Raw genomic sequence first — 21,455 nt, forward strand, 5'->3', positions numbered from 1 at the left:
CCAGCCACAAGTTCAGAGTTTGTCGTCATTAGTGGTCATGATTTTCTCCTTTGTTAGACGCGTTCTATCGCGTTGAGGGACGCGCTGCGGTTGTGGTGGGTGACGAGGGTATTGTCGTCGATTGAGTAGAAGGCGGTCAGCTGGTGTTGTGGCCCAATGTGTGCGCGGCGGGCCCGCACAAGGTGTGCGCTTTTGGCGACTAGCTTCCAATCGACGATTTCGGTCTTGTCGATGATCATGAAAAGCTCGCGGGTGAGGCCTGCGCCGGGGCCGTCCATAGGGTCGGCGGCGAGCCATTCCAGGCCCTCAGCCAGGTCGGCGGAGTTGATGCCGCAGCTGACCCAGTTCTGGGCGATATGTGAGGTGTTGATGATTTCGGGTAGTTCGCTCGGTTTGATGAAGCGAATTGTATAAGTTTTCATGTTTTGTCCTTCCAGGTTCGGGGGTTCCCCCTCAGCCGATTACATTACTATCATACATGAGACATGTAATAGTGTCAATAGAGACGAAAAGAAATGTAAGAACAAAACTCCCGACCAGCGCAAACAGAAAACCTTGCCAACAATCCAAAACTGTTCTAAACTGTACTCATCCCCGCATTAGCGGGGATGAGCCTTTACATTCATTGGAAAAGCTCAACCTCCCCGCACTAGCGGGGTAATACAGGGGCTCCAGCCGTTTGGCTGGAGCCCGACACTTTTATGCCGCCAGCAACACCCGAAAATAGCACCATAAATAGCACCACTAAAGAACAGACATAATGTCTGAACTGCTGTTTTACCCAAGCAAATGTTCCTTCACACGGAAGAGGTCACTGGTTCGATCCCAGTATGGCCCACCAGACTTGATTTCGGGGACGCTCAAAGTGATGCGAGCCAGGTAAGCTAGTTCCATGGCCGCAAAAAAGATTTCTGTCGATACGGTACTTGAGCTGTTCCGCGAGCTACCCGCTTCCTCAAAAGTATCCGCCCTCACCGCGCTGGGAACGTCATCGTCTCTGCTCTGGGCGGGCAACGCCGCCGCGGGGATGTGGAAAGTCCATCAAGAAGTTTCCAGTCACCGTTGGTTCTGGGAAGACCACGTCATCTCCGGGCTGGCGAAACTAAACGAACTGGGAATGCTGGCGAACCCAGAAATCTATGCCCCCGGTTTCGAGCTGTTTTCTGACGGAGCACAACGTTATCTGCGCCGCAGCGACTGGTACTCTAACAAACCCATTTTTCCCCAAACCGGTCAGAAACTGCATCGTCCCTCTAAAATTAAGAACGCCCCTCCCCTGATTTACGTGGCTCTCGGCGATTCCGCCGCACAAGGGGTGGGGTGTGAGGATGTCCATGACTCTTACGTGGCCTTGTTTGCTTCCTATCTGCGACGCGCCACGCAGCGCCGCGTTATTGTGCTGAATTTTTCCATTTCCGGAGCCATCGCCTCGACAGTAGTGAACGCCGAGATTCCACAGCTGCTGGCTACAGGCCTAACGCCGGATATCATCACCCTGGACATTGGCGGCAATGATGTCTTTTCCTCCGAGGGCCAAAGCCTCGAAAACTTCCAAAAACAGATGGAAATTATCATCAAAAGCCTGCCTGTACCCGCCTTGATTTCTGAGGTTCCCCCGGCGAAACCGCTCCCGGCGGATAAACGCGCCATCGAGATGAATGACATCGTTATCAACGTAGTTTCTCAGTCAGAACATATTTTGGTTCCCATGCGCCACTTGGGAGATGTGCCTCTGTGGAGAACATTCATGATTAGAGCCGAGGACGGTTTCCACCCCAACACCGACACCTATCGCCAGATTGCTGCCGAGTTCGTGCGTAAGGCCGAACCATTGCTGCAGGAACGCGGGTGGTGGCAAGCCTCGACTGCAGACATTGTCCCCGAGCTGCCCGACGAAACGGAGGACAACCGCTCCAACCTGTTGAGCGGACTTCTGAAACTCAAATCCACAGAAAAAGACGACACCCCACCTAGCGAGGAGCAGCCCTCATAACCCAAATTCAGCGCACTGCGCTTGAATATGAGATATTTAAGTTATGGAAATTTGGCCAGGAAAGCCTTATCCGCTGGGGGCAACTTATGATGGGAGCGGAACAAACTTTGCACTTTTTTCAGCTAACGCTGAAAAGGTAGAACTCTGTTTGGTAGAAGACGACGGACGGGAAACCGAACGTTTCTCTTTGGATGAAGTCGATGCCCACGTGTGGCACGGCTATATCCCTAACCTCCGCCCCGGGCAACACTACGGGTACCGCGTTTACGGCCCTTATGACCCCACCAAAGGACAACGCTTCAATCCGAGCAAACTGTTGCTGGACCCTTATGCCAAAGCCATCGCCGGCGACTTAGACGGCGACATGTCGATTTTTGCCTATCCTGCCGGAGACCCGCACGGATATTCGGACTCGGACTCGGCAGCGCACACAATGCATTCAGTTGTCATTAACCCTTTCTTTGATTGGGGCAACGACCGCCATCCCCGCTTGGACTACCCGGACCTGGTCATTTATGAAACCCACGTCAAGGGTATGACCATGCTGAACCCTGCTATTCCCGAAGCATTGCGGGGCACTTACGCGGGAATGGGGCACCCGAACAACGTTTCCTACCTGAAACACCTAGGCGTCAACGCGGTGGAACTCATGCCGGTACACCAATTCGTCACCGATCCTTCCCTAGAGGAAAAAGGCCTGAAAAACTATTGGGGTTACAACACTATCGGCTACTTTGCCCCGCATAACGGCTACTGTTCGGATCGCCGCGGCGACCGCCAGGTCGAAGAATTTAAGCAAATGGTCAAAGACCTGCATTCGGCCGGTATCGAAGTCATCCTCGACGTCGTCTACAACCACACCGCCGAGGGCAACCAGATGGGACCGACACTGTCTTTCCGCGGCTTGGACAACGAAGTGTACTACCGCCTGGTGGAGGGTGATCGGGAACACTACTTCGACACGACCGGGACCGGCAACTCCCTGCTGATGCGCTCCCCCGCGGTGCTGCAACTGATCATGGATTCGCTGCGCTACTGGATTACCGAGATGCACGTCGATGGTTTCCGGTTCGACCTCGCGTCGACCCTGGCGCGGGAACTCAGCTCGGTCGATAAACTTTCGGCATTCTTTGACATCATCCACCAAGACCCGATTATTTCCCAGGTCAAGCTCATTGCCGAGCCTTGGGACGTCGGCGAGGGCGGCTACAACGTAGGCGGTTTCCCGATTCTGTGGTCGGAATGGAACGGCAAGTATCGCGACACGGTGCGGGATTATTGGCGTGGCGAGCCAGCAAAACTCGGCGAATTCGCGTCTCGGTTCAGCGGTTCGGCAGACCTCTATGCCCACACGGGGCGCCTGCCGGTGGCGTCCATCAACTTTGTGACCGCTCATGACGGCTTTACCCTGCTGGACCTGGTTTCCTATAACGATAAACATAACGAAGCCAATGGTGAAGGCGGGGTCGACGGGGACAGTAACAACAAATCTTGGAATCACGGGGAGGAAGGCCCCAGCAAAGATGAGTCCATCAACGAGTTGCGCCGCCGCCAACGTTTCAACTTCCTGACTACCCTGCTGCTATCCCAAGGGGTTCCCATGATTTCCCACGGCGACGAGTTGGGACGCACCCAGGGCGGCAACAACAACGGGTATTGCCAGGACAACGAAATCACCTGGATTCATTGGAACGAAGACGCGCGTGACCAAAAGATGTATGACTTTACCCGAGCCTTGATTCACCTGCGTAACGAACACCCGGTGTTTCGTCGGCGCCGGTTCCTGGCTGGGGATGCGGCACGCGGCGGGGAATCGGATCGCGGCGACATCGAGTGGTTCAGCGTCAACGGCGAGCATATGACCGATGAAGAGTGGACCACCGCCTACGCCAAAGCCCTGACGATTTCCCTGAATGGGGCTTCTATTGATGAGCCGGGCAAGCGCGGCGAGCACGTGGAGGACGATGATTTTATCCTCATGTTCAACGCTTCCGAAAAGGACTTAGAGTTCACCATGCCGCAGTGGACTCATGATTTGCAGTGGTATCGGGTCATTGACACCACCGCGGCACAGCCGATTGAGACAGATTTCGTGCGGGCCGAGCTTTTAGGTTCTCCCGAGACCGTAACGGTACGTTCGCGTTCCATTGTGGTTTTAGCCTCTCCTCTGGCTGACCGTTCTCTCTAGAGGTTTTGGGCCTCGGGCAGTCCACAGAGGTATTTCGGGTCTGCAGGGCGTGGTAAGGTCGGTTTTCTTTCCCACTCGCTTACGCTGAGAGGGTGAGCAAGGCGAGTTCAACGGCGCAGACGCAGATACCCCCGGCGTGGGAGCTCGCTCTTTTGTCACTGCGCCAGGCGTCCGTACCGCCTCGAGTTTCCGTTCACGAGGTTCCAGCCCCGACGAAAATTGCCCCTTACGCGGTGGCGATTAGCGCGGAAACGGCACTGCACGTGGAGGCGGAAGCTCCCGCCACCGGCCGGTTTGTGTGTCTCTACGATCCGCAGACCCAAGAAGGCTGGGGCGGCGAGTTTCGGGTTATTGCTCTGGTGGCGACCGATACAGAGTTAGCTTTGGGTGAAGATCCGCTGGCAGGAGAAGTCGCCTGGTCCTGGCTGCGCGAGTGTTTGGCCAGCCGGGACGCTGATTACGGACATTTGGTGGGCACCGCCACCACGACCATCAACCGTTCTTTTGAAGGCTTTGCACTGCGCGCCACCTCCGCTACCCTAGAGATTCGCGCGTCGTGGACCCCCGGCAGCCCTGATTTGAGCGCCCATTTCCTGGCGTGGCTGGACACGATGCTCCAGGCGACCGGCCTCTCCCCCGAGGAAAACGTCACTCAGCTGCGACATTAGAGCCCTCCCCACCGCCCTTGTGCGCTCACAGACATACCCGCGGTAGCACCCCTACGGTGCGGCAGGACGGGGGTGAGCGCGCCGGGATATAACATAGAACCGTTATGTCGAGCGCTACCTCAAAACCGAAGTCCCCACGGCTGGTCACCCGTACTCGCGAGCCTTTAGCTCCGATTGTGGACACCCCCGCAGCCCTGCAACACGTCTGTGAACTTGTCGCCGCCGCCACGGGTCCAGTCGCTCTCGATACCGAACGAGCCGGATCGTTTCGTTATTCTCAAGGGGCCTACCTGGTGCAATTGCGCCGCGAAGGCGTGGGCACTGTCCTCATCGACCCGGTGGCTTTCCCCGATTTGGAGCCTTTGAGCCGGGCCATTGGCAAGGCGGAGTGGATTTTGCACGACGCGACCCAAGATTTGCCCTGTCTGTCGGAACTGGGAATGCGTCCGCGGCTGCTGTTTGACACGGAACTGGCGGCGAAACTGCTGAACTTTGAGGGGTTCGGCTTAGCCGCAGTCATGGAAAAAGTACTGGGCATCACCCTGGCGAAAGAACATTCCGCGGCAGATTGGTCTACGCGCCCCCTGCCCTCCGATTGGCAAACCTACGCCGCCCTGGACGTGGATTATCTCATTGACCTGCGCAATGAGCTGTGGTTACAGCTGCAAGACGAGGATAAAGACGACTGGGCGGAGCAAGAATTCGACTATCTGTTGGATTTCGAGCCTCCCGCGCCCAAACCCGATCCGTGGCGCCACGTCCCCGGTTCTGGAAAAGTCCACGCCCCGCGCAACCTCGCCGCCCTGCGGGAACTGTGGTATTCCCGCGATGAACTGGCTCAGCAAGAAGACCTGGCACCGACCAAAGTGCTGACAAACGCAGCAATGATTGCCCTAGCGGCGGGGCTACCAAAGGGCAAACGTTACATGGGGGCTTTGGAGGATTTTCGCCACGACCGGGCTGGCCGAAAACGAGCCGACCGCTGGTTTGCGGCTTTGCGCAGGTCCTATCAGCTGTCCGCCAAGGAACTTCCCCCGCGGCGTGCCCCGCGCGTTCCCGGCGAGGTTCCGGATTCACGCACTTTCACGCACAATCACCCACTGGAGGCCGATCGGTGGCGGCGTTTGCGTGAAACCGTGGCCGAGGTAGCTACCCAGTTAGACGTCAACTACGAGGTTATGCTGGAACCGAAAACTATCCGTCGACTGGCTTGGGTGCTGCCTGACGACGCCCCGGAGTCCCAGGTCCTGGAGGTATTGCAGGCCAGTCAGGCGCGGCCTTGGCAGATTGAAAATACTTTGGATTCGCTGGTGAAAGCCCTCAAATCCGAGAATTAATGGAATCAGCCAGCGCCCGGGGGGTCAGCCCCAGTTCTTCGCGGATTTCGTCGCGCGTGGCGTGGTGCAAAAATTGTCGCGGAATCCCGTAAGACAGCACCGGAGTAAAGATGTCCTGCGCCGCTGCCGCGTTGCGCAACTGGGAACCAAAACCGCCTTCTACCAGTCCGTCCTCCAGGGTTACGACCCGGTCGTAGTCCCCTACTGCAGTCACCAAGTCGTCAGGCACGGGAATCAGCCACCGCGGATCGACTACGCGTACTGCCAGATTATTGAGTGTCTGGAGTTCGTTCGCGACCTCCACCCCCAGTTGGGCAAACGCTCCGGTCGCCACAATCAAAAGGTTCTTTGGCCGTTTTGAGCTGGCCTTTTCCTCTCGGGTTGATGCTGACGGTGCTACGAAGTCCGCCGATTCCCACAATACATCTGCCCCGTGAGCACGTTTCAGGGCGGGCAAAGGCTTGGGCAGCGAGCCTTTCGGATAGCGCACGATGGTGGGTCCGTCCTCAACTTGGAGAGCCTCGCGCAGTTCTTCGCGCAAGGTCACGGCGTCGCGCGGCGCGGCCAGGCGCAGACCGGGCACTGTCCCGGCCAGAGCTATATCCCACATCCCGTTGTGGCTGGCGCCGTCACTGCCGGTAATACCGGAACGATCCTCAACAATCGTCACCCCAGCCCGGTGTAACGCGATATCCATCAACAACTGGTCATATCCCCGGTTTAAGAACGTGGAATACAGGGCGATAACCGGGTGCATCCCGCCGTAGGCCAAGCCTGCGGCGGTGGCCAGGGCATCCGCTTCCGCGATACCTACGTCGAAAACGCGGTCGGGGAACTCCTTTTGCATCGGGTTCAACCCCACCGGACGAAGCATCGCGGCGGTTATGGCGACGATTTTTTTGTTTTCCCGCGCCAGGCTGCAGATCTCTTCGGCAAAAACCTGGGTCCATTCAAAGCGTTCCGGCTCGATGGGCAGGCCGGTCTCCGGGTGAATCCGCCCAATCGCGTGGAAGTGGTCGGAGACATTTTCTTCCGCCGGGGTGTAGCCGCGTCCCTTTTGGGTGATGACGTGGATCAATACGGGTTTCTTGGCGGCTTTCGCCCTGGTGAAGCTAAACTCCAAGGCGGCGATGTCGTGTCCATCAATGGGACCGGTATAGGTGATGCCCAACTCATCAAACAGGACCCCTTCGTCGGTGGCGACCATGTCGCGCAGTCCGGCTTTCGCGGCGTGCAGCCCGGAATACACCAGGTTCCCCACCGGTCCGCTGCCTTTCAGGGTTTGTTTGCCCCACTTCAAAGCCTTGTCATACTGGGGGGTGACTCGCAGCGCATCCAGGTGATGAGCCAACCCGCCGATGGTTGGAGCATAGGAACGCCCGTTGTCGTTCAAGATGATAATCAGCCGGCCTTCGTTTTCCTCGGCAATGTTGTTCAGAGCCTCCCACGCCATGCCACCGGTCATCGCTCCATCGCCGATGACCGCTACGACCCAGCCTCGCTTTCCGGTCAGGCGGTTAGCCCTGGCGATTCCGTCCGCCCAGGACAGTGCGGCTGAAGCGTGAGAGTTTTCCAGCACATCCGTCTCGGATTCTGCCCGCGAGGGATAACCGGACAGACCGCCGCGTTGACGCAACCGGGAAAAATCTTGCCGTCCCGTCAGGAGCTTGTGAACGTAAGTTTGGTGTCCCGTATCGAAAACGAGGGTGTCTCGGGTGACGTTAAACACGCGGTGCAGGGCGATGGTCAGCTCGACGACACCGAGGTTCGGACCCAGGTGTCCCCCGGTTTTCGCCACTGATTCCACCAGGAAATGGCGAATTTCACCGGCCAGGCGGTCCAGTTCCTGGTGGTTGAGTTTCCGCAAATCGCGCGGCGAAGAAATCGTCGGTAGCAGGCGCAACGACGCCAAGTCCGCGTTTGACGCACTTACGGGTTCAAGTTGGGACATAGATTCGTAAAACTCCTCAAAAAGATACTGTCCCATTCTATCCGGTTTTCACGTTTTCTTTCATGTCAGGCCGGTTTGGAGCAGCGTCCCTGCAACGGTTTGGCGGCTGCGACAGTTAAAAATAGCTCCCCGGACCGACCAGATGTCGATCCGGGGAGCTATTGACAGTTGAACCGCAGGTGCTTAGGCCTTCACCAGGTTACGCAGCACGTAACGCAGAATGCCGTCGTTGCGGTAGTAGTCGGCTTCTCCGGGGGTGTCGATACGGACCACCGCGTCGAACTCGACCTTAGAGCCATCGGCCTTGGTGGCGCTGACTTTCACCGTCTCAGGAGTCTTACCTTCGTTCAGAGCGGTTACGCCACTGATGTCAAAGGTTTCCGTCCCATCCAGACCCAGCGAGTCCGCTGACTGTCCCTCCGGGAACTGCAGCGGCAAGATACCCATCCCAATCAGGTTGGAACGGTGAATACGCTCGAAGGACTGCGCGATAACGGCTTTCACACCGAGCAGGCGCGTGCCTTTTGCGGCCCAGTCACGGCTCGAACCCGTACCGTACTCCTTGCCGCCCAGCACGACCAGCGGAATCCCGGCAGCCTGGTAGTTCATGGAGGCGTCATAAACGTAGGACTGGGGGCCGCCTTCCTGGGTGAAGTCGCGGGTGAAACCGCCCTCAACCCCGTCCAGCAGCTGGTTCTTAATGCGGATGTTGGCAAACGTGCCGCGCATCATGACTTCATGGTTGCCACGGCGGGAGCCGTATGAATTGAAGTCCTTGGGCTGCACCCCGTTGCCGGTCAGGTACTGGCCAGCAGGAGTTTCGGGCTTGAAAGCGCCGGCCGGAGAGATGTGGTCGGTCGTAACGGAATCGCCCAGCTTCAGCAAAACCCGAGCGCCGTGGATGTCCTTGACAGGTTCCGGATCCATCTTCATTCCGTCAAAGAACGGTGCCTTGCGCACATAGGTCGAAGCATCGTCCCAGGTGAAGCGGCTACCTTCCGGAGTCGGCAGGGACTGCCAGCGCTCATCACCAGCAAACACGTTCGCGTAATCCTTCGTGTACATGTCGCGGTTTATGGTCTCGTCGATAGCCCGCTGCACCTCGTCGGGATCGGGCCAGATATCGCGCAGGAACACGTCGTTGCCGTCTTGATCCTGACCCAGGGGCTCCGTCTCAAAATCGAAGTCCATGGTCCCGGCCAGGGCGTAGGCCACGACCAGCGGCGGAGAAGCCAGGTAGTTCATCTTAACGTCGGGAGAAATACGTCCCTCGAAGTTACGGTTACCAGACAGCACCGCCGTGACGGCCAAGTCGTTGTCATTGATGACCTTCGAGATTTCGGGCGGAACCGGACCGGAGTTACCGATACAGGTCGCGCACCCGTAACCCACCAGGTTAAAGCCCAGCTCATCGAGGGGACCCCACAGACCGGCCTTGTCAAAGTAGTCAGTAACGACTTGGGAACCGGGAGCCACCGACGTCTTCACCCACGGCTTCGACTTCAGTCCCTTAGCGCGGGCGTTGCGAGCCAGAATACCGGCAGCCATCATCACCGAGGGGTTCGAGGTATTGGTACACGACGTAATGGAAGCAATGACCACGCGGCCATGATCCAGGTTGGTCTTGGTGCCGTCAGCGGTGGTCAGGTCCACGAGCTTATGCGCTTCAGGAGCGTAGGTGGGCACCAGGGTCTTTTCAAAGGTTTGCTTGGCTTCGCTCAACTTGATGCGGTCTTGCGGACGCTTCGGACCGGCAATGGATGGCACCACGGTGGACAGGTCGAGTTCCAGGTACTCCGAGTACTTCGGCTCGAAGCTCGGATCGTGCCACAAGCCCTGCTCCTTGGCGTAAGCCTCCACCAGAGCGCAACGCTCCTCGTCACGTCCGGTCAAGCGCAAGTAGTCCACGGTGACCTGGTCAATCGGGAAGATGGCTGCGGTAGAACCAAATTCGGGAGACATATTGCCGATGGTGGCGCGGTTAGCCAGCGGCACCTGCGACACGCCTTCGCCATAGAACTCCACAAACTTGCCGACCACGCCGTGCTCGCGCAGCATCTGGGTGATGGTGAGCACCACGTCGGTAGCGGTAGCGGAGGCGGGGATGGAGCCCTTGAGCTTGAAGCCGACCACACGCGGAATCAGCATGGACACCGGCTGACCGAGCATAGCGGCCTCGGCTTCAATGCCGCCGACGCCCCAGCCCAGCACGCCCAGCCCGTTGACCATCGTGGTGTGGGAGTCAGTGCCGACGCAGGTGTCGGGGTAAGCCTGTACCGTGCCGTCAGGCAGTTCCTTGGTGAACACGGAACGCGCCAGGTACTCGATGTTGACCTGGTGGATAATGCCGGTCCCCGGCGGCACCACGCGGAAGTTGTTAAAGGCGCCCTGGCCCCAACGCAGGAACTTGTAACGTTCCGAGTTTCGTTCGTATTCCTTATCCGTGTTGAGTTTCAGAGCGTCAGGGCGTCCGAAGTAGTCAATCTGGACCGAGTGGTCGATGACCATTTCAGCCGGAGCCAAGGGGTTGATTTTCTCGGGGTCCCCGCCCAGGTCTTTCACGGCTTCGCGCATGGTGGCCAAATCAACCACGCAAGGCACACCGGTGAAGTCCTGCATCACCACGCGAGCCGGGGTGAACTGGATTTCTGTGCTGGGCTGCGCATCGGGATTCCATGCCGCCAAAGCCTTAATTTGGTCGGCAGTGATGTTGGCACCGTCCTCGTTACGCAGCAGGTTTTCGCCCAAAATGCGCAGCGCGTAAGGAAGCTTTTTTAAGCCTTCCACGGCATCGAGAGAGAAAATCTCGTAGGATTTACCTCCCACCTGCAAAGTCTTGCGAGCATTTAAGCTGTTCAAACTGGCCATAAATAACCTCCTAAAGGGTGGCAACAATGCCACAAAAAATTTATCTCGACATCAAGATATATTGAATTTCCTGATTTCACAACACATTAAATGTTGCGCCGCAGCTGTTTTGTCGTTCCCGCCCTGGAATTTTTTATAAATAGGCTTCTACCTGGGATTATGTTTCATAAATTGGCTCGCCACGCGGCCTCATCGCGACGTCACAAGGGCGGCGCGTGCCGATTTATCGGTTCTCTAGCGTGAGCAATTCGCAAAACTTCTGTTGCACAAATCCCAATTCTTTACTCTTGGCTTTCCTATGTTCCTCAAGAATTCTCCCACGACAACCTGGCAATTGTCCGCCAGCATATTTGGCGGCAGGCGCATCCAGAAGAATCAATCTGATTCTGCGTAGGCATTCGTGCTGACAAAAGACATTAATAAGGTAGCTAACGCTATGAAAGCAGCGAAAAGAGCATAAACGATGTTTGTGTGGAACGCGCCCAGAGACCACAGCGCAACCAGGCAGTAACCGTAAATTACGGCCCAAAAAATCCCCAGAACGAAGTCGTGATTCCCTCGTAGAGTCAAAGTGTGCCAGCGTTTTGCAATCTGTGCTACCAGCTCCACCAAAATGGCCGCCCACAGTACTAGAAATGCGACGACGGCAAACCACTCATCACTGATTTTGTTTAGCAGCAAAGACAAACTGCTGCCCACACCTACGGTAACCACTGCTCCCAACCCTGCGCCGAGGACGGTGAGGATTGCCCTCGGCCGCGATTTCTCAGCGAGTTTATTCAGACGCAATGTTAAGTAAACGACCGCGGGCGTCTCGAACAAATAACCCAGGAAGTTTACCCAAATCACACTCATGAACACATGATGATTGATGTCCCAGGAAAGAACACGTCCGTCCCAGATCCAGAACCCCCCGTTGAGTCGGATGGCGGCCACATCCAGTAATAAATCCATCGAAACGACCAGCCAACCCGTAAAAAGGCTGATTTCAAAAAAGCTTTCGGAAAATTTCCTCGCGATTCTGAAACCACAAACAGCCAACGCGCCCCACATCAATCCACCAAAAACAGGAAACTGATTGGGTGGCGAACCGATGCTGAGAAAGTAGTCGGTGCTGTAGTGATAGATGCCGGTGGCTCTCACAGCCAGAATTTCAAGGATAAATCCCGCCAAAGTCGCGGCCAGGAATAAACGCAGCTCCACCCGGTTTCGCAGCTTGGCAATGTCTCCCAGCAACAGAACGGTCAGCAGGTAGCAAATAATTTCAAAGGCATTAATCCAGTTCACCGTACCTCCTAATGGCCACCATCAACCTGTAAAGGAGCTGCTTATTTCCGTTTTAGTACCGTAAGAGTCTCCACATGACTGGTGTAGGGGAACAAATCGAAGGCTCGCCAGGTCTTAACTCGGTAACCCAACTGGCGCATGGTTTCCAGGTCCCGTGCACAGCTAACCGGGTCGCAGGAAAACAACGCCACCAAATCCGGATTCTGTCGACAAATCGCTCGTGCTACCGCTTTGCCCAACCCCGAGCGCGGCGGATCAGCCACCACCAACGTGCCCTGGCTAACCATCTCTCCCATCGGCAAAGAACGCAACAGCTGCGGGGAAACGTTACCGCGCCGCACCTCTACCTGGTCGAAACCGGCTTTCGCCAGATTATAGATAGCCGATTTCGTCGCCGGACCGTCACCCTCCACCGTGGTCAAACGCCCTTGTGCCCCCAGAGACTGAGCCAGGAACAGCGAAAACAACCCCGAACCGGAATACAGCTCCCACGCCTCGAACCCCTCTACCTCCCCGATAGCGTCCAAGAGCGCGGCGGCGAGGGTCGCGGGCGCCCGTCGGTCAGTCTGCCAAAACGATCCGGCAAAAATCCGATACGTAAAAGTCCGGTCTCCCACGCTGACTGTCTCTCGTACCCGCGAAGTTGTCGGCTCACCGTCCACACTCAAAGTCTGGCCATCAACGAACAGCACCGGCGCGGAACTTGACGGGGCGATAACCCGCAGACGGGTTCCCGGCGCAAACTCCCAATGCCGCCGGAACAAATCCAAATCGACTAATTCGGGTACCATCAGCGGAAAAGAACGCACGGTGTGGACGTTGTGGGCCGCAGCTTCGTACATGCCCAGTCCCCCGCCCTCGCTGATGGTAAAACTCACGCGGGTACGACCCGGCTCGGGACCCAACGATTCTACTTCCCACCCGGGATGAGCTTGATCCAGCTGTTCCAGCAGTTCCGGGCTACCATTTCGCCGGATAGCGTCGCGCACCACGTCACGCTTCCAACGCAGCTGGGCTGGATAAGCGACGTGACCCAGTTCTACCCCGCCCAGGTCTTTTGCCTCCCCCTCGGGCCAGATGTGCGTGACCCGGTCCGCGCTGGCGGTTTTCACCTGCAAGACCCGGCCATAGGCAACTTTGGAACGCTCGGAAGTGACCTCAACCTCGACAGTCTCCCCCGGCAGTCCTCCCCGCACCATGATGACTTTTCCTGATGCCAGACGACCCACGCAGTATCCGCCGTGAGCCGGTCCGCCCAGCTCGATTATTTCTGTCTGCATGAAATTCCTTTCAAGCCGTCAAGCTGACCCAGGTAATCGTCACTCGTTCTAGGCGCGCTAAGTGACGGGCGTAAGTGCGTTCAGCCGCGTTGTGAAGCAATCCTAGGGCCCTGAATTTCGGGACGTAACGCGATAAATAGACCGAGATAGAGGTCAGAGGATCCATATCAAGTTTGGCGTTGAAATATTTCTGAACCGACCCCAGGTGATCGCCGCCCTCATCAGGAATCAGGGTCAGCGCGGCGGTGATTCCCCACTCCTGCCACTGGCGGCGAACCTCGGTCTCGTCCTCATCCGGCTCAAGGACGTGCACGACCTCAACATTGGGGTGGTGCGCGGCCCACGCGTAACGGATGGTTTTTAGGGCGGACGCATCAAAACGAGGCACCAGCACAAGGGCGAGAGTATGTTTCACCGGGGTCTCGGCGTGTTCGAGCTGCGACATTTTGTTTTGTACCCTCCGGTAGTAGAAGTTGAGGAAATAGATAAGCAATCCCAGTCCGGCCCAGGCACCCAGCACATAGAGCTCAAAGATAGAATTGAATGCCACCGAAACCACAATCAGGATAATTAGGCTGATAATCACGCTGATGATGGCGATACGGTAGTACCGCTTGGATTGGCGACGCTGCACATACGTTACCCCGCTGTGAAACCGGGAACGCCACATACGCATCCGGGCGACCTGCCCCAAGAAGCTAGAGATAGCTACGAAAGTCACCCAGGTGAGCGCCGCCACCCCCATACGGCTGTGTACCGTCAGCGCTGCCGCGAATGTAACGACCATGAACGACAAAATCGAAACCGAACGCCCTCGGCGCACCCAAGACACGGGAACCTGATGCACCGCCAAGTCATGCCCGCTTAAATCCATTAGCAAAGTGGAGACGCTGGAGATATAGATGTAGGCGCTAATCAAGCACCCCACTGCAAACAGAGACATCACCGGGACGACCAGCCACCCGTTCTTGTCCAGCAAAACCCCCAACAATAAAGCCAGGTTACCCGGCCCTTGAATGACCGTATCCAGGCGGGTCCAGTGGAATCCGGCCACCGTAAAAGACAGATAGACCGTGGCGGCAAACATGGCGGCGGCGGAACCGCCCAAAATCCTGAACATGAGGCCGGACAGGGGCTGGCGATTCTCGTTGCGGAATAGTGTTACCGCCGGGGTCACCGGAACCAGCAGCAGCGCCGCTACAGCAGCGGCTTTCCAACCGGATTGCAGATTAGAGTCAGCGACCGCTTCCTTTGCTTTCGTGGTGGAGCTGAGCAGCTCGAACAAACCGGGCTTGGCTCCGTTGCGCAGGTAGTGCCAAAAACCGTATGCCAGCAACAGAAAACCCACCACGAATATGACCACGGTGAGCCACGGAATCGCCCTGCGGATAGGTTCGGGGCGGAACAGCGCCAGCAACAGCAAGATGAAACCGGCAATGAGAATCCACACCCGATAGTCCTCGGGAAGCCCCGCGGAAACCACGATGAAAGTGGTGGCGGTAGAAACCAGGGCAGCTACGGCGACGACCATCGCCAGCAGCGAGGCGGCAGCAGTGAGAGCTCCGAGGAAAGACCCCAAGTTGGCTTGCACCAGGGCAGCCGTGGAATCTAAACGATGGGTTTGCCCCAGAGAATACCCGTGGGCCAGCGTTGTTATCAGCCCGGCTATCAGGACAAACGCCACAATCCACAGGGCTACCGCCGAGAAAATCGGCCCCGAATACGCAATCAAAGACGGAAAAACCGAAGCTGCTATGAGGGCTGGAAACCAAAATTTTGGTGCGAAGAACGCCAGCTGGGTAAAGGTCTCCAGCCAACCCTCCCTCGGAGCAAGATTCTTCAGCACGTCTCAACTTTAGCCGCTCGGATTCAAACCGGAAAGAATTTCCCTCCCTAACCCGTGAAATGTAGCCGAATTTGTGGCTTTCAGGTTATGTTTTAAGAGTGCATTTTGTGATCATGGGCTGTGGTCGCGTCGGAACCACGCTGGCGAAAGCGATTGAGGACCGGGGACATACCCTGGCGATTATCGACAACAACACGGAATCTTTCCGTCGGCTGTACAAAAATTTCCAAGGGCAAAAGCTGACTGGTGAAGGGTATGACCGCAACACTCAGCTGCAAGCCGGGATTGAGGACGCCTATGCTTTTGCGGCGGTAGCTGATGATGACAACGCTAATATCCTGGCGGCACGCGTAGCCCGCGAGATTTATCACGTAAAGAAAGTGGTGGCACGGATTTCCGACCCGCGCCGTGCCGAGGTATATGAACGGCTGGGGATTCCCACGGTTGGCTCCGTGGACCGCACCGCCGCATTATTGCTGGCTCGGGTGTTGCCGTTACCCCCGGATGTCGTGTTTACCGAGGAAACCGGGCACTTGAGCCTGTGCCGCGCGCCCGTGGGACCCAGCTGGGTCGGTCACGAGGTTTCCGCCATAGAAGCTGAACTGGAGATTCGGGCGGCTTATGTCCTGCGTTTTTCTAAAGTGCTGATGGTTGAGGCCTCTACCGTATTACAGGAAAACGACGAGTTGTTTTATTTTGTTGCCGAGTCTCAGCGTGAAGCAGTAGCCTCCCGTTTAGCTCGGAATTCCAAGGAGAAATGATGCTGATTGTTATTGCCGGGGCGGGCTCAATCGGCCGCTCCATCGCCAGGGAACTGCTAGCCAGGGGTCATCAGGTCACAATCGCTGACTCCAGCCCCGAGGCTATGAAAGTTTCCTCCGTGCCGGACGCGAACTGGATTCTGGGAGACTTGTCCACTCCTGAAACGATGGAACAAGCGGGCGGGGCGCAAGCCGATGTCGTCGTCGCCACTACCGGCAATGACCAGGCTAATCTGGTGATTGCGCTGCTGGCCAAGACCCAGTTCGGGGTGCCTCGGGTGGTGGGCCGGATTAATAATCCCAAGAATGAGTGGATGTTCAATGAGTCTTGGGGCGTGGACGTGCCGATTTCTACCCCCCGGATGATGACTGCCCTGGTCGAAGAGGCCCTCAGCGTAGGTACCTTAGTGCCGATTTTCCGGTTCTTTAACTCCCGCAACGGATTGTACTCCATAGTCCTTTCCGCTGATTCCCCGGTTTTGGGCCGGCCCGCGGGCGAACTGGAGTGGCCGTTGGGGGTTTTGCTGACCGCGGTTATTCAAGATGGGAAGGCGCTGGCTCCCCACATGGTCGCGAGTTTACACGCCTCAGATCAGTTGCTGTTCCTGTTCCCCGAGCAAAATGAGGACACTGTAAACCAGGTCGGAAAACTTTTGACCGCCGCTCCGGCCGCGGATGCCGCTGATTCAGCGGGCGTCGTCGAGGGTGTCGGAAGCACGGTCGGGGACGTCAGCAGCGCCAGCGCCGGAGGTGTCGATGTCGGTAAGACCGGAGTCGAGGAACTTCCCGTGGGTGCGGCGCAGCAGGAGCCAGCTGAGGTAGAGCGCCAAGGCGAATAGTGGCAAGCCCAACAAAATTTGGAAGGTTCCCAGCCAGGGTACGTTTCCTCCCAGGTAGAGAGGCGTTTTCACAGCTAAACGAAGCAGGAAAACCCCCAGCCAGATGATGGTTACAGCGTAGTAAGCTTTTCTATCCGCTTTCAGCCTCGGATCTGTCCGCCAGCTCAGACCTTGGGTGCGAAACCACCCGACCAACAGACCGATAACGGGGAAACGCGCCAAAATCGACACCAGAATCACGCTGGCATATACCGCATTAATAATCAGGCTCATCAAGAAGTAATTCTCGCCTTTGCCGCTGAACATGGCCCACAGCACACCGATGATGACGACCCAGAACCCCGCAAACGCCTGCATAATCGAGGAATGCCCAATGAGCCGCGCGATAATCAGACCCAAGGCAAACCCGAGAGATACCGCCCCGGCCCTTATGACGTCCCAGCCAGCCACGAACGCCACCACGAAAACCAGCGTCGGCCCGATGGACTCGACCATGCCACGCCACCCTCCTACTGCTTGGCGCAGGGAGAATTCTTCGGCATCCAGTCTGCCTCCCATGTTTCGACCCAGGGCATCTTTAAAATCGTTGAGCCCTGCCGTAACCGCTTCCTGGTCTTTCTCCTCGCTCATTTGGCCCCCAAGAGGTGATAATCAGGGTTAATGAGTTCCACCCCGTCCTCGCCCTGCAACGGGATTCCGCACACTTGCAGGCGGCGTCCCAAGGTCACTCCGGGAACTTCCGTCCTCCCCAGCCAGCGCACGTTGATGAATCCCCCGGCAGTTTCCAGACAAATCCGGAAAGACGGTACGTCCGTGGGAGACAGGAAAGACGTGGAAAGCACGGTGCCGACCCGGGTAATCTGTTGACGTGGCGACATGGTGAACTCACTCTGCCTGCACCGGCTAGGCCTGCTGCTCGCGCAGAGCCGCCAGCTGACGTGCTAAGTCGTCAGGCAAAACCACGGGAATGACCGTACGCGGACTCATCGGTCGGGAACCACGCACCACCACGACCTGACGGACGGCCTGTTCCAAGGCTTGCAAATCAGGATCCCCGGCTTGCACCATGCCGTTAAAGACCAGGCGCACAAACCAGTTCGGGCCGTCCACTCCGCAATAACGAACCTGCACGCGCCCCCGGTTACCCTGGGCGTCTTGTGCCGCTAACTGTACGAACAGTTCCGTACCGAAGCTGCCCTCGCGTTCGTCGCAAGTGTTGCCCGCAGCGGTAGTTTCTCCGCGTACCTGCGCGCGCAGCTCAGGCCACAAGCTTTTCGACTTTGGTGCGGCTACCGCCAGCAGTTCTACAGCCGCCTTGCCAATCTGCATGGTCAGAGACCCAAAAGTTTTTTCGTCCAGCGGAGATTCTGGATGAACCGCCAGCCCGGGAATCTGCGGCAGCAAAAACACTCCAAAGTTTACATACTGATTGGTGTCCTGGTCAGAGAGTTGTTTGACGTCCAGTGGGCCTGCTGGTTGGTCTTTCGTCCCCGGGCCGTAAGGCAAGGCTGGGGCCGGAACGAGCTTCTGCACCAGCACACTAGCAGGCTCCTGCACCGGCTCACTAGCAGGCTTCTCCATTAATTCACTGTTAGGGGACGGGTTCTCCAGCTCACCAGAGGAATTGTCCTCGACCTCTTGAGAAACTTTAACCGTTTTGCGTTTCTTTGAGAAAAGTCCCATCAGGCAACACCCGCACAATCCATGCAGACCGGCTGGCCGTCTTCTATCCCTGCCAGCTGGGACGCATGATGCACAATAAAGCATTGCGAACACACAAATTCGTCGTCTTGCTTAGGGACTACCCGAACTGAGAGTTCTTCATTGGAAAGGTCCGCACCAGGCAACTCGAAGGAATCCGCAGCTTCATTTTCGTCCTCATCAACGGAAGCATCTTCGGAATTTTTTCGCTGAGTCTTTAATTCCTCGATAGATTCCTCAGGGTTTTCCTCGTCTCGCTTGCGCGGGGCATCGTAATCGGTAGCCATTGCACTCCCTTAAAGTAATAGTTCCGGTGCGTCGCGATATTAGCACTACTTTAAGGAAATTGCGACCTCTCGGCAACGTTACGGCGGGTTGACGTGAAAACTGCCTACGATTTTGGCAATGTGTAGTTTAGGAGGAAATATGCGCAGTCTTTCTTTGCTTGGAATTCATACTGACAGTGAGCACCTCGTCTTGGTTGACACAGACGGTGAGCGCTTCCTTTTACCCCTTGACGAAGAGCTGCGCTCCATAGTGCGCCAGCAGCGCCGAAAAGTCGTAGCAGCCCTGTCTGCCTCTGACGCTCAGGACTTGCGTCCAAAAGACATTCAAACTTTGATTCGCGGCGGTGCCTCTGCCCAAGAGGTCGCCACCAGTGCCGGTCTGGACTTGGCACAGGTCAAGCGCTATGAAGCCCCAGTTTTAGCGGAACGTATCTATGCCGCCCGTCAGGCTCGGGAAACTCGTGTTTCCCCGGAAAAGGACGCGCCGGCCTTGGGCGAACTGGTGATTGATCGTCTGGCCACCCGCGGAGTTAGCCCCGCCTCTCTGAGCTGGGACGCGACCCGGCAGCCCGGCGAGAACTGGTTGGTCCACCTGGAGTTTGTGCAAGATGCCAAAGCGCTGGAGGCGAACTGGGATTTTGACCACGAAAACCGCACGTTGACGGCATTGGACGAACAAGCGCGCTGGCTGACCGAGACCGCCACCCCCGCCGGTTCCGACGCACTGTTGAACCGGGGACATTTCCGTTTTGATTTCGGCCCAGAGGCTGAGACCTCCCCCACCACTACCACAAAATCTGTCCCGGCACAGTCGCCGGAAACCAGCGCCACCGAAGCCTTGCTAGATGAGTTGAACGCTGCTAGGGGAACCCGGCTTTCCGTGGTGACCGGGGATGAAGAGGACGACGTTTCCGCGATGGAAGCCGCTATCGCCTCCGGGTTTGCTCCCGACGCTGAGACCGCACCGCCAGCTGCACCCGCCCCGGATGCCGCTTCAGACCAGCCAGACGCGGATGTTTTGCCCCTCGACACCGCGAAACGCCAGTCCTCCAAAACTGCTCAGTCACCCGCACAGGCTACAGAGAACGGCGTGTTGCCGGGGATGGAGGATTTGCAGCCAAATCCGGCTCAGCCTCCCGCCGATAGTGCCAAACACACCACGCGCCGGGGTCGTGCCGCCATGCCCTCTTGGGACGAGATTCTATTCGGCTCTAAGGCCGACTGAGACATTCTCAGCTGCAATAACGCAGCATCGGGACACGCATTTCCTGTTCGCTCAAGCCTCCGTGCAAGCCCTTCATCTGGAACACCTGTTCTTTGAAAAAGCGTGAATCCAAGATTTGGCCTGTCCCCGCGGCGAACACCACCACATCGCCCAACAGTTCCGGCCGGCGCACCGGGGTGCCGTTATAGGAGGCAAATAACGCCTCAGTTTCGTTGCGATTCAACACTTTGGCTTCGGGCAGCAGCGTCTGCAGACTAACTTGTAGCGCCGCGGCGGATCCCGGTTTGGCATGGACGTGCAGGGCTCGCCCCTCTCCGCTGGTGTCGGCGATGAAATCTGCCGCCGCAGTCTTCGCCAAATCCACGGTAACCTCTGGGGACGTGTTCAACATGCCGTGGTCCGCGGTGATGACGACCCTCACACCAGGTGCCAAGCTATCCAGCATGATTCCAACCGCGCGATCTGCTTTTTCCAGGTTTTTTACCCACTTCTCAGACCCCACTCCGTAGCCGTGTCCGGCATGATCGACTTCTGCCATATAGAAATACGTCAGTCCACCCTGTTTCGACACATTTGCGGCGTCACGGGCTCGCGAATCCAAATTTTCCGAAGCCACATACGCGGCGCCCCGCAGAGCAGCTCGCGTCAGTCCACCGCCGATAAATTTTTTCGGTCCCAACGCAAAAGCCGGAATTTTTGCCGCGCTGAGACGTTCAAACCAAGTCGGTTCGGCTTGGAATTCCTCTACTCCTCCCGGATACTCCTCGAAAGTAATCAAGTTGAATTTCGCCTGCGCCACCGGGTCTATCAACTGGTAGGACAACATATTGTGCCGTCCGGGGGCCATGCCGGTCAGGGTGGAAGTGATGGCGGCCGCGGTAGTGGAGGGGCATACACTGCGGCCGGTCAAGGGCTGCTCTGAGGCTGCGGCGGTCTTCACCAGGGCACGTAAGTTCGGCGCGTGTCCCAGATATTCGTTCAGGTTCCACCACCCCAGTCCGTCAATCAACACGAGGACGATTGGGGCGCCGGCTGAGCTGCCCGCCGCATTCGGAGAGGAGGGCCGCCCCTGAGGTAAACGGGGCCATCCGGCTGCCTCGAACTCGCTTACCAGCAGAGCATCGAGGCGCAAATCAGAATCGTCCGCGGCCATGATTTCAGTGTGAAATTCTGTCTCACTCACCCTTCCATTCAATCATTTCCGGCCTCACCGGTGTGGCAAGC

Annotated in this window: 17 protein-coding genes and 1 pseudogene; 7 read left to right on the plus strand and 11 right to left on the minus strand. The window is 57.3% G+C overall.

What is annotated here, in order from left to right:
• Positions 1-53: 53 nt before the first annotated feature.
• Entirely contained in the window at positions 54-422 is a 369-nt protein-coding gene (locus tag RDL66_RS07825; protein ID WP_308536344.1) for a hypothetical protein, read from the minus strand.
• 470 nt (positions 423-892) lie between these two features.
• On the opposite strand from RDL66_RS07825, the gene RDL66_RS07830 reads away from it, so the two are divergent.
• The 4 genes from RDL66_RS07830 to RDL66_RS07845 all read left to right on the plus strand — a co-directional run bounded on the left by RDL66_RS07830 (position 893) and on the right by RDL66_RS07845 (position 6,186).
• Positions 893-1,993 (plus strand): SGNH/GDSL hydrolase family protein, encoded by a 1,101-nt coding sequence (locus tag RDL66_RS07830; RefSeq protein WP_308536346.1) that lies wholly within the window; start codon positions 893-895, stop codon positions 1,991-1,993.
• Positions 1,994-2,036: 43 nt separating this feature from the next.
• On the plus strand, positions 2,037-4,181 hold the full coding sequence (gene glgX, locus RDL66_RS07835) for a glycogen debranching protein GlgX (protein ID WP_308536348.1): 2,145 nt from the start codon (positions 2,037-2,039) through the stop codon (positions 4,179-4,181).
• 92 nt (positions 4,182-4,273) lie between these two features.
• Positions 4,274-4,849 (plus strand): DUF3000 domain-containing protein, encoded by a 576-nt coding sequence (locus RDL66_RS07840; RefSeq protein ID WP_308536350.1) that lies wholly within the window; start codon positions 4,274-4,276, stop codon positions 4,847-4,849.
• Positions 4,850-4,953: 104 nt separating this feature from the next.
• Positions 4,954-6,186, plus strand: a complete 1,233-nt coding sequence (locus tag RDL66_RS07845) for an HRDC domain-containing protein (RefSeq protein ID WP_308536352.1) — start codon at positions 4,954-4,956, stop codon at positions 6,184-6,186.
• Here the strand turns inward: RDL66_RS07845 and dxs are convergent.
• The 5 genes from dxs to RDL66_RS07870 all read right to left on the minus strand — a co-directional run bounded on the left by dxs (position 6,170) and on the right by RDL66_RS07870 (position 15,418).
• A complete protein-coding gene (dxs, locus tag RDL66_RS07850) occupies positions 6,170-8,137 on the minus strand; it encodes a 1-deoxy-D-xylulose-5-phosphate synthase (protein WP_374042920.1) in 1,968 nt (655 codons plus the stop codon). The genes RDL66_RS07845 and dxs overlap by 17 nt on opposite strands.
• 183 nt (positions 8,138-8,320) lie before the next feature.
• Positions 8,321-11,005 carry an aconitate hydratase AcnA gene (acnA, locus tag RDL66_RS07855; RefSeq protein ID WP_308536356.1) on the minus strand — a complete coding sequence of 895 codons (2,685 nt, stop codon included), beginning with the start codon at positions 11,003-11,005 and terminating at the stop codon, positions 8,321-8,323.
• Positions 11,006-11,380: 375 nt separating this feature from the next.
• Complete coding sequence (locus RDL66_RS07860; protein ID WP_308536358.1) at positions 11,381-12,292, minus strand: hypothetical protein; 912 nt, start codon at positions 12,290-12,292, stop codon at positions 11,381-11,383.
• Positions 12,293-12,333: 41 nt separating this feature from the next.
• Positions 12,334-13,572: a TRAM domain-containing protein gene (locus tag RDL66_RS07865; RefSeq protein ID WP_308536359.1), complete on the minus strand. Its 1,239-nt coding sequence runs from the start codon at positions 13,570-13,572 to the stop codon at positions 12,334-12,336.
• A gap of 10 nt (positions 13,573-13,582) precedes the next feature.
• On the minus strand, positions 13,583-15,418 hold the full coding sequence (locus RDL66_RS07870; protein WP_308536360.1) for an amino acid transporter: 1,836 nt from the start codon (positions 15,416-15,418) through the stop codon (positions 13,583-13,585).
• 98 nt (positions 15,419-15,516) lie between these two features.
• Between RDL66_RS07870 and RDL66_RS07875 the strand changes: the two genes are divergently transcribed.
• Together RDL66_RS07875 and RDL66_RS07880 are read left to right on the plus strand one after the other, a co-directional pair.
• Positions 15,517-16,179, plus strand: a complete 663-nt coding sequence (locus tag RDL66_RS07875; RefSeq protein ID WP_308536361.1) for a TrkA family potassium uptake protein — start codon at positions 15,517-15,519, stop codon at positions 16,177-16,179.
• Positions 16,176-17,018 (plus strand): TrkA family potassium uptake protein, encoded by an 843-nt coding sequence (locus tag RDL66_RS07880; RefSeq protein ID WP_308536363.1) that lies wholly within the window; start codon positions 16,176-16,178, stop codon positions 17,016-17,018. Before RDL66_RS07875 ends, RDL66_RS07880 begins: the two co-directional genes overlap by 4 nt.
• A 12-nt stretch (positions 17,019-17,030) precedes the next feature.
• On the opposite strand, the pseudogene RDL66_RS07885 reads toward RDL66_RS07880, so the two are convergent.
• From RDL66_RS07885 to RDL66_RS07900, 4 genes and pseudogenes are all read right to left on the minus strand, one after another.
• Positions 17,031-17,648, minus strand: a pseudogene (locus tag RDL66_RS07885) (DUF3159 domain-containing protein); the annotation flags it as partial.
• Positions 17,645-17,896 (minus strand): hypothetical protein, encoded by a 252-nt coding sequence (locus tag RDL66_RS07890; protein ID WP_308536364.1) that lies wholly within the window; start codon positions 17,894-17,896, stop codon positions 17,645-17,647. The gene RDL66_RS07890 and the pseudogene RDL66_RS07885, both read right to left, overlap by 4 nt.
• Before the next feature lie 25 nt (positions 17,897-17,921).
• Positions 17,922-18,599 (minus strand): DUF3710 domain-containing protein, encoded by a 678-nt coding sequence (locus RDL66_RS07895; protein WP_308536365.1) that lies wholly within the window; start codon positions 18,597-18,599, stop codon positions 17,922-17,924.
• A 101-nt stretch (positions 18,600-18,700) separates the two neighbouring features.
• Positions 18,701-19,006 carry a DUF4193 domain-containing protein gene (locus RDL66_RS07900; RefSeq protein ID WP_297721864.1) on the minus strand — a complete coding sequence of 102 codons (306 nt, stop codon included), beginning with the start codon at positions 19,004-19,006 and terminating at the stop codon, positions 18,701-18,703.
• Positions 19,007-19,145: 139 nt separating this feature from the next.
• Here RDL66_RS07900 and sepH point away from each other — a divergent pair, with 139 nt between their 5' ends.
• Positions 19,146-20,231, plus strand: a complete 1,086-nt coding sequence (sepH, locus tag RDL66_RS07905) for a septation protein SepH (protein ID WP_308536368.1) — start codon at positions 19,146-19,148, stop codon at positions 20,229-20,231.
• A gap of 7 nt (positions 20,232-20,238) precedes the next feature.
• Here sepH and RDL66_RS07910 read toward each other — a convergent pair whose 3' ends face one another.
• Entirely contained in the window at positions 20,239-21,414 is a 1,176-nt protein-coding gene (locus RDL66_RS07910) for an alkaline phosphatase family protein (protein ID WP_308536370.1), read from the minus strand.
• Positions 21,415-21,455 lie beyond the last annotated feature (41 nt).

Source organism: uncultured Mobiluncus sp., from assembly GCF_902488535.1.
Taxonomy (GTDB): Bacteria; Actinomycetota; Actinomycetes; order Actinomycetales; family Actinomycetaceae; genus Mobiluncus.

Coding starts and splice junctions, on each gene's coding strand:
- dxs (WP_374042920.1), bottom strand. CDS start 8,137: ATGTCCCAACTTGAACCCGTAAGTGCGTCAAACGCGGACTTGGCGTCG.
- RDL66_RS07880 (WP_308536363.1), top strand. CDS start 16,176: ATGATGCTGATTGTTATTGCCGGGGCGGGCTCAATCGGCCGCTCCATC.
- RDL66_RS07900 (WP_297721864.1), bottom strand. CDS start 19,006: ATGGCTACCGATTACGATGCCCCGCGCAAGCGAGACGAGGAAAACCCT.
- sepH (WP_308536368.1), top strand. CDS start 19,146: ATGCGCAGTCTTTCTTTGCTTGGAATTCATACTGACAGTGAGCACCTC.
- RDL66_RS07890 (WP_308536364.1), bottom strand. CDS start 17,896: ATGTCGCCACGTCAACAGATTACCCGGGTCGGCACCGTGCTTTCCACG.
- RDL66_RS07825 (WP_308536344.1), bottom strand. CDS start 422: ATGAAAACTTATACAATTCGCTTCATCAAACCGAGCGAACTACCCGAA.
- RDL66_RS07895 (WP_308536365.1), bottom strand. CDS start 18,599: ATGGAGAAGCCTGCTAGTGAGCCGGTGCAGGAGCCTGCTAGTGTGCTG.
- RDL66_RS07865 (WP_308536359.1), bottom strand. CDS start 13,572: ATGCAGACAGAAATAATCGAGCTGGGCGGACCGGCTCACGGCGGATAC.
- glgX (WP_308536348.1), top strand. CDS start 2,037: ATGGAAATTTGGCCAGGAAAGCCTTATCCGCTGGGGGCAACTTATGAT.
- acnA (WP_308536356.1), bottom strand. CDS start 11,005: ATGGCCAGTTTGAACAGCTTAAATGCTCGCAAGACTTTGCAGGTGGGA.
- RDL66_RS07845 (WP_308536352.1), top strand. CDS start 4,954: ATGTCGAGCGCTACCTCAAAACCGAAGTCCCCACGGCTGGTCACCCGT.
- RDL66_RS07830 (WP_308536346.1), top strand. CDS start 893: ATGGCCGCAAAAAAGATTTCTGTCGATACGGTACTTGAGCTGTTCCGC.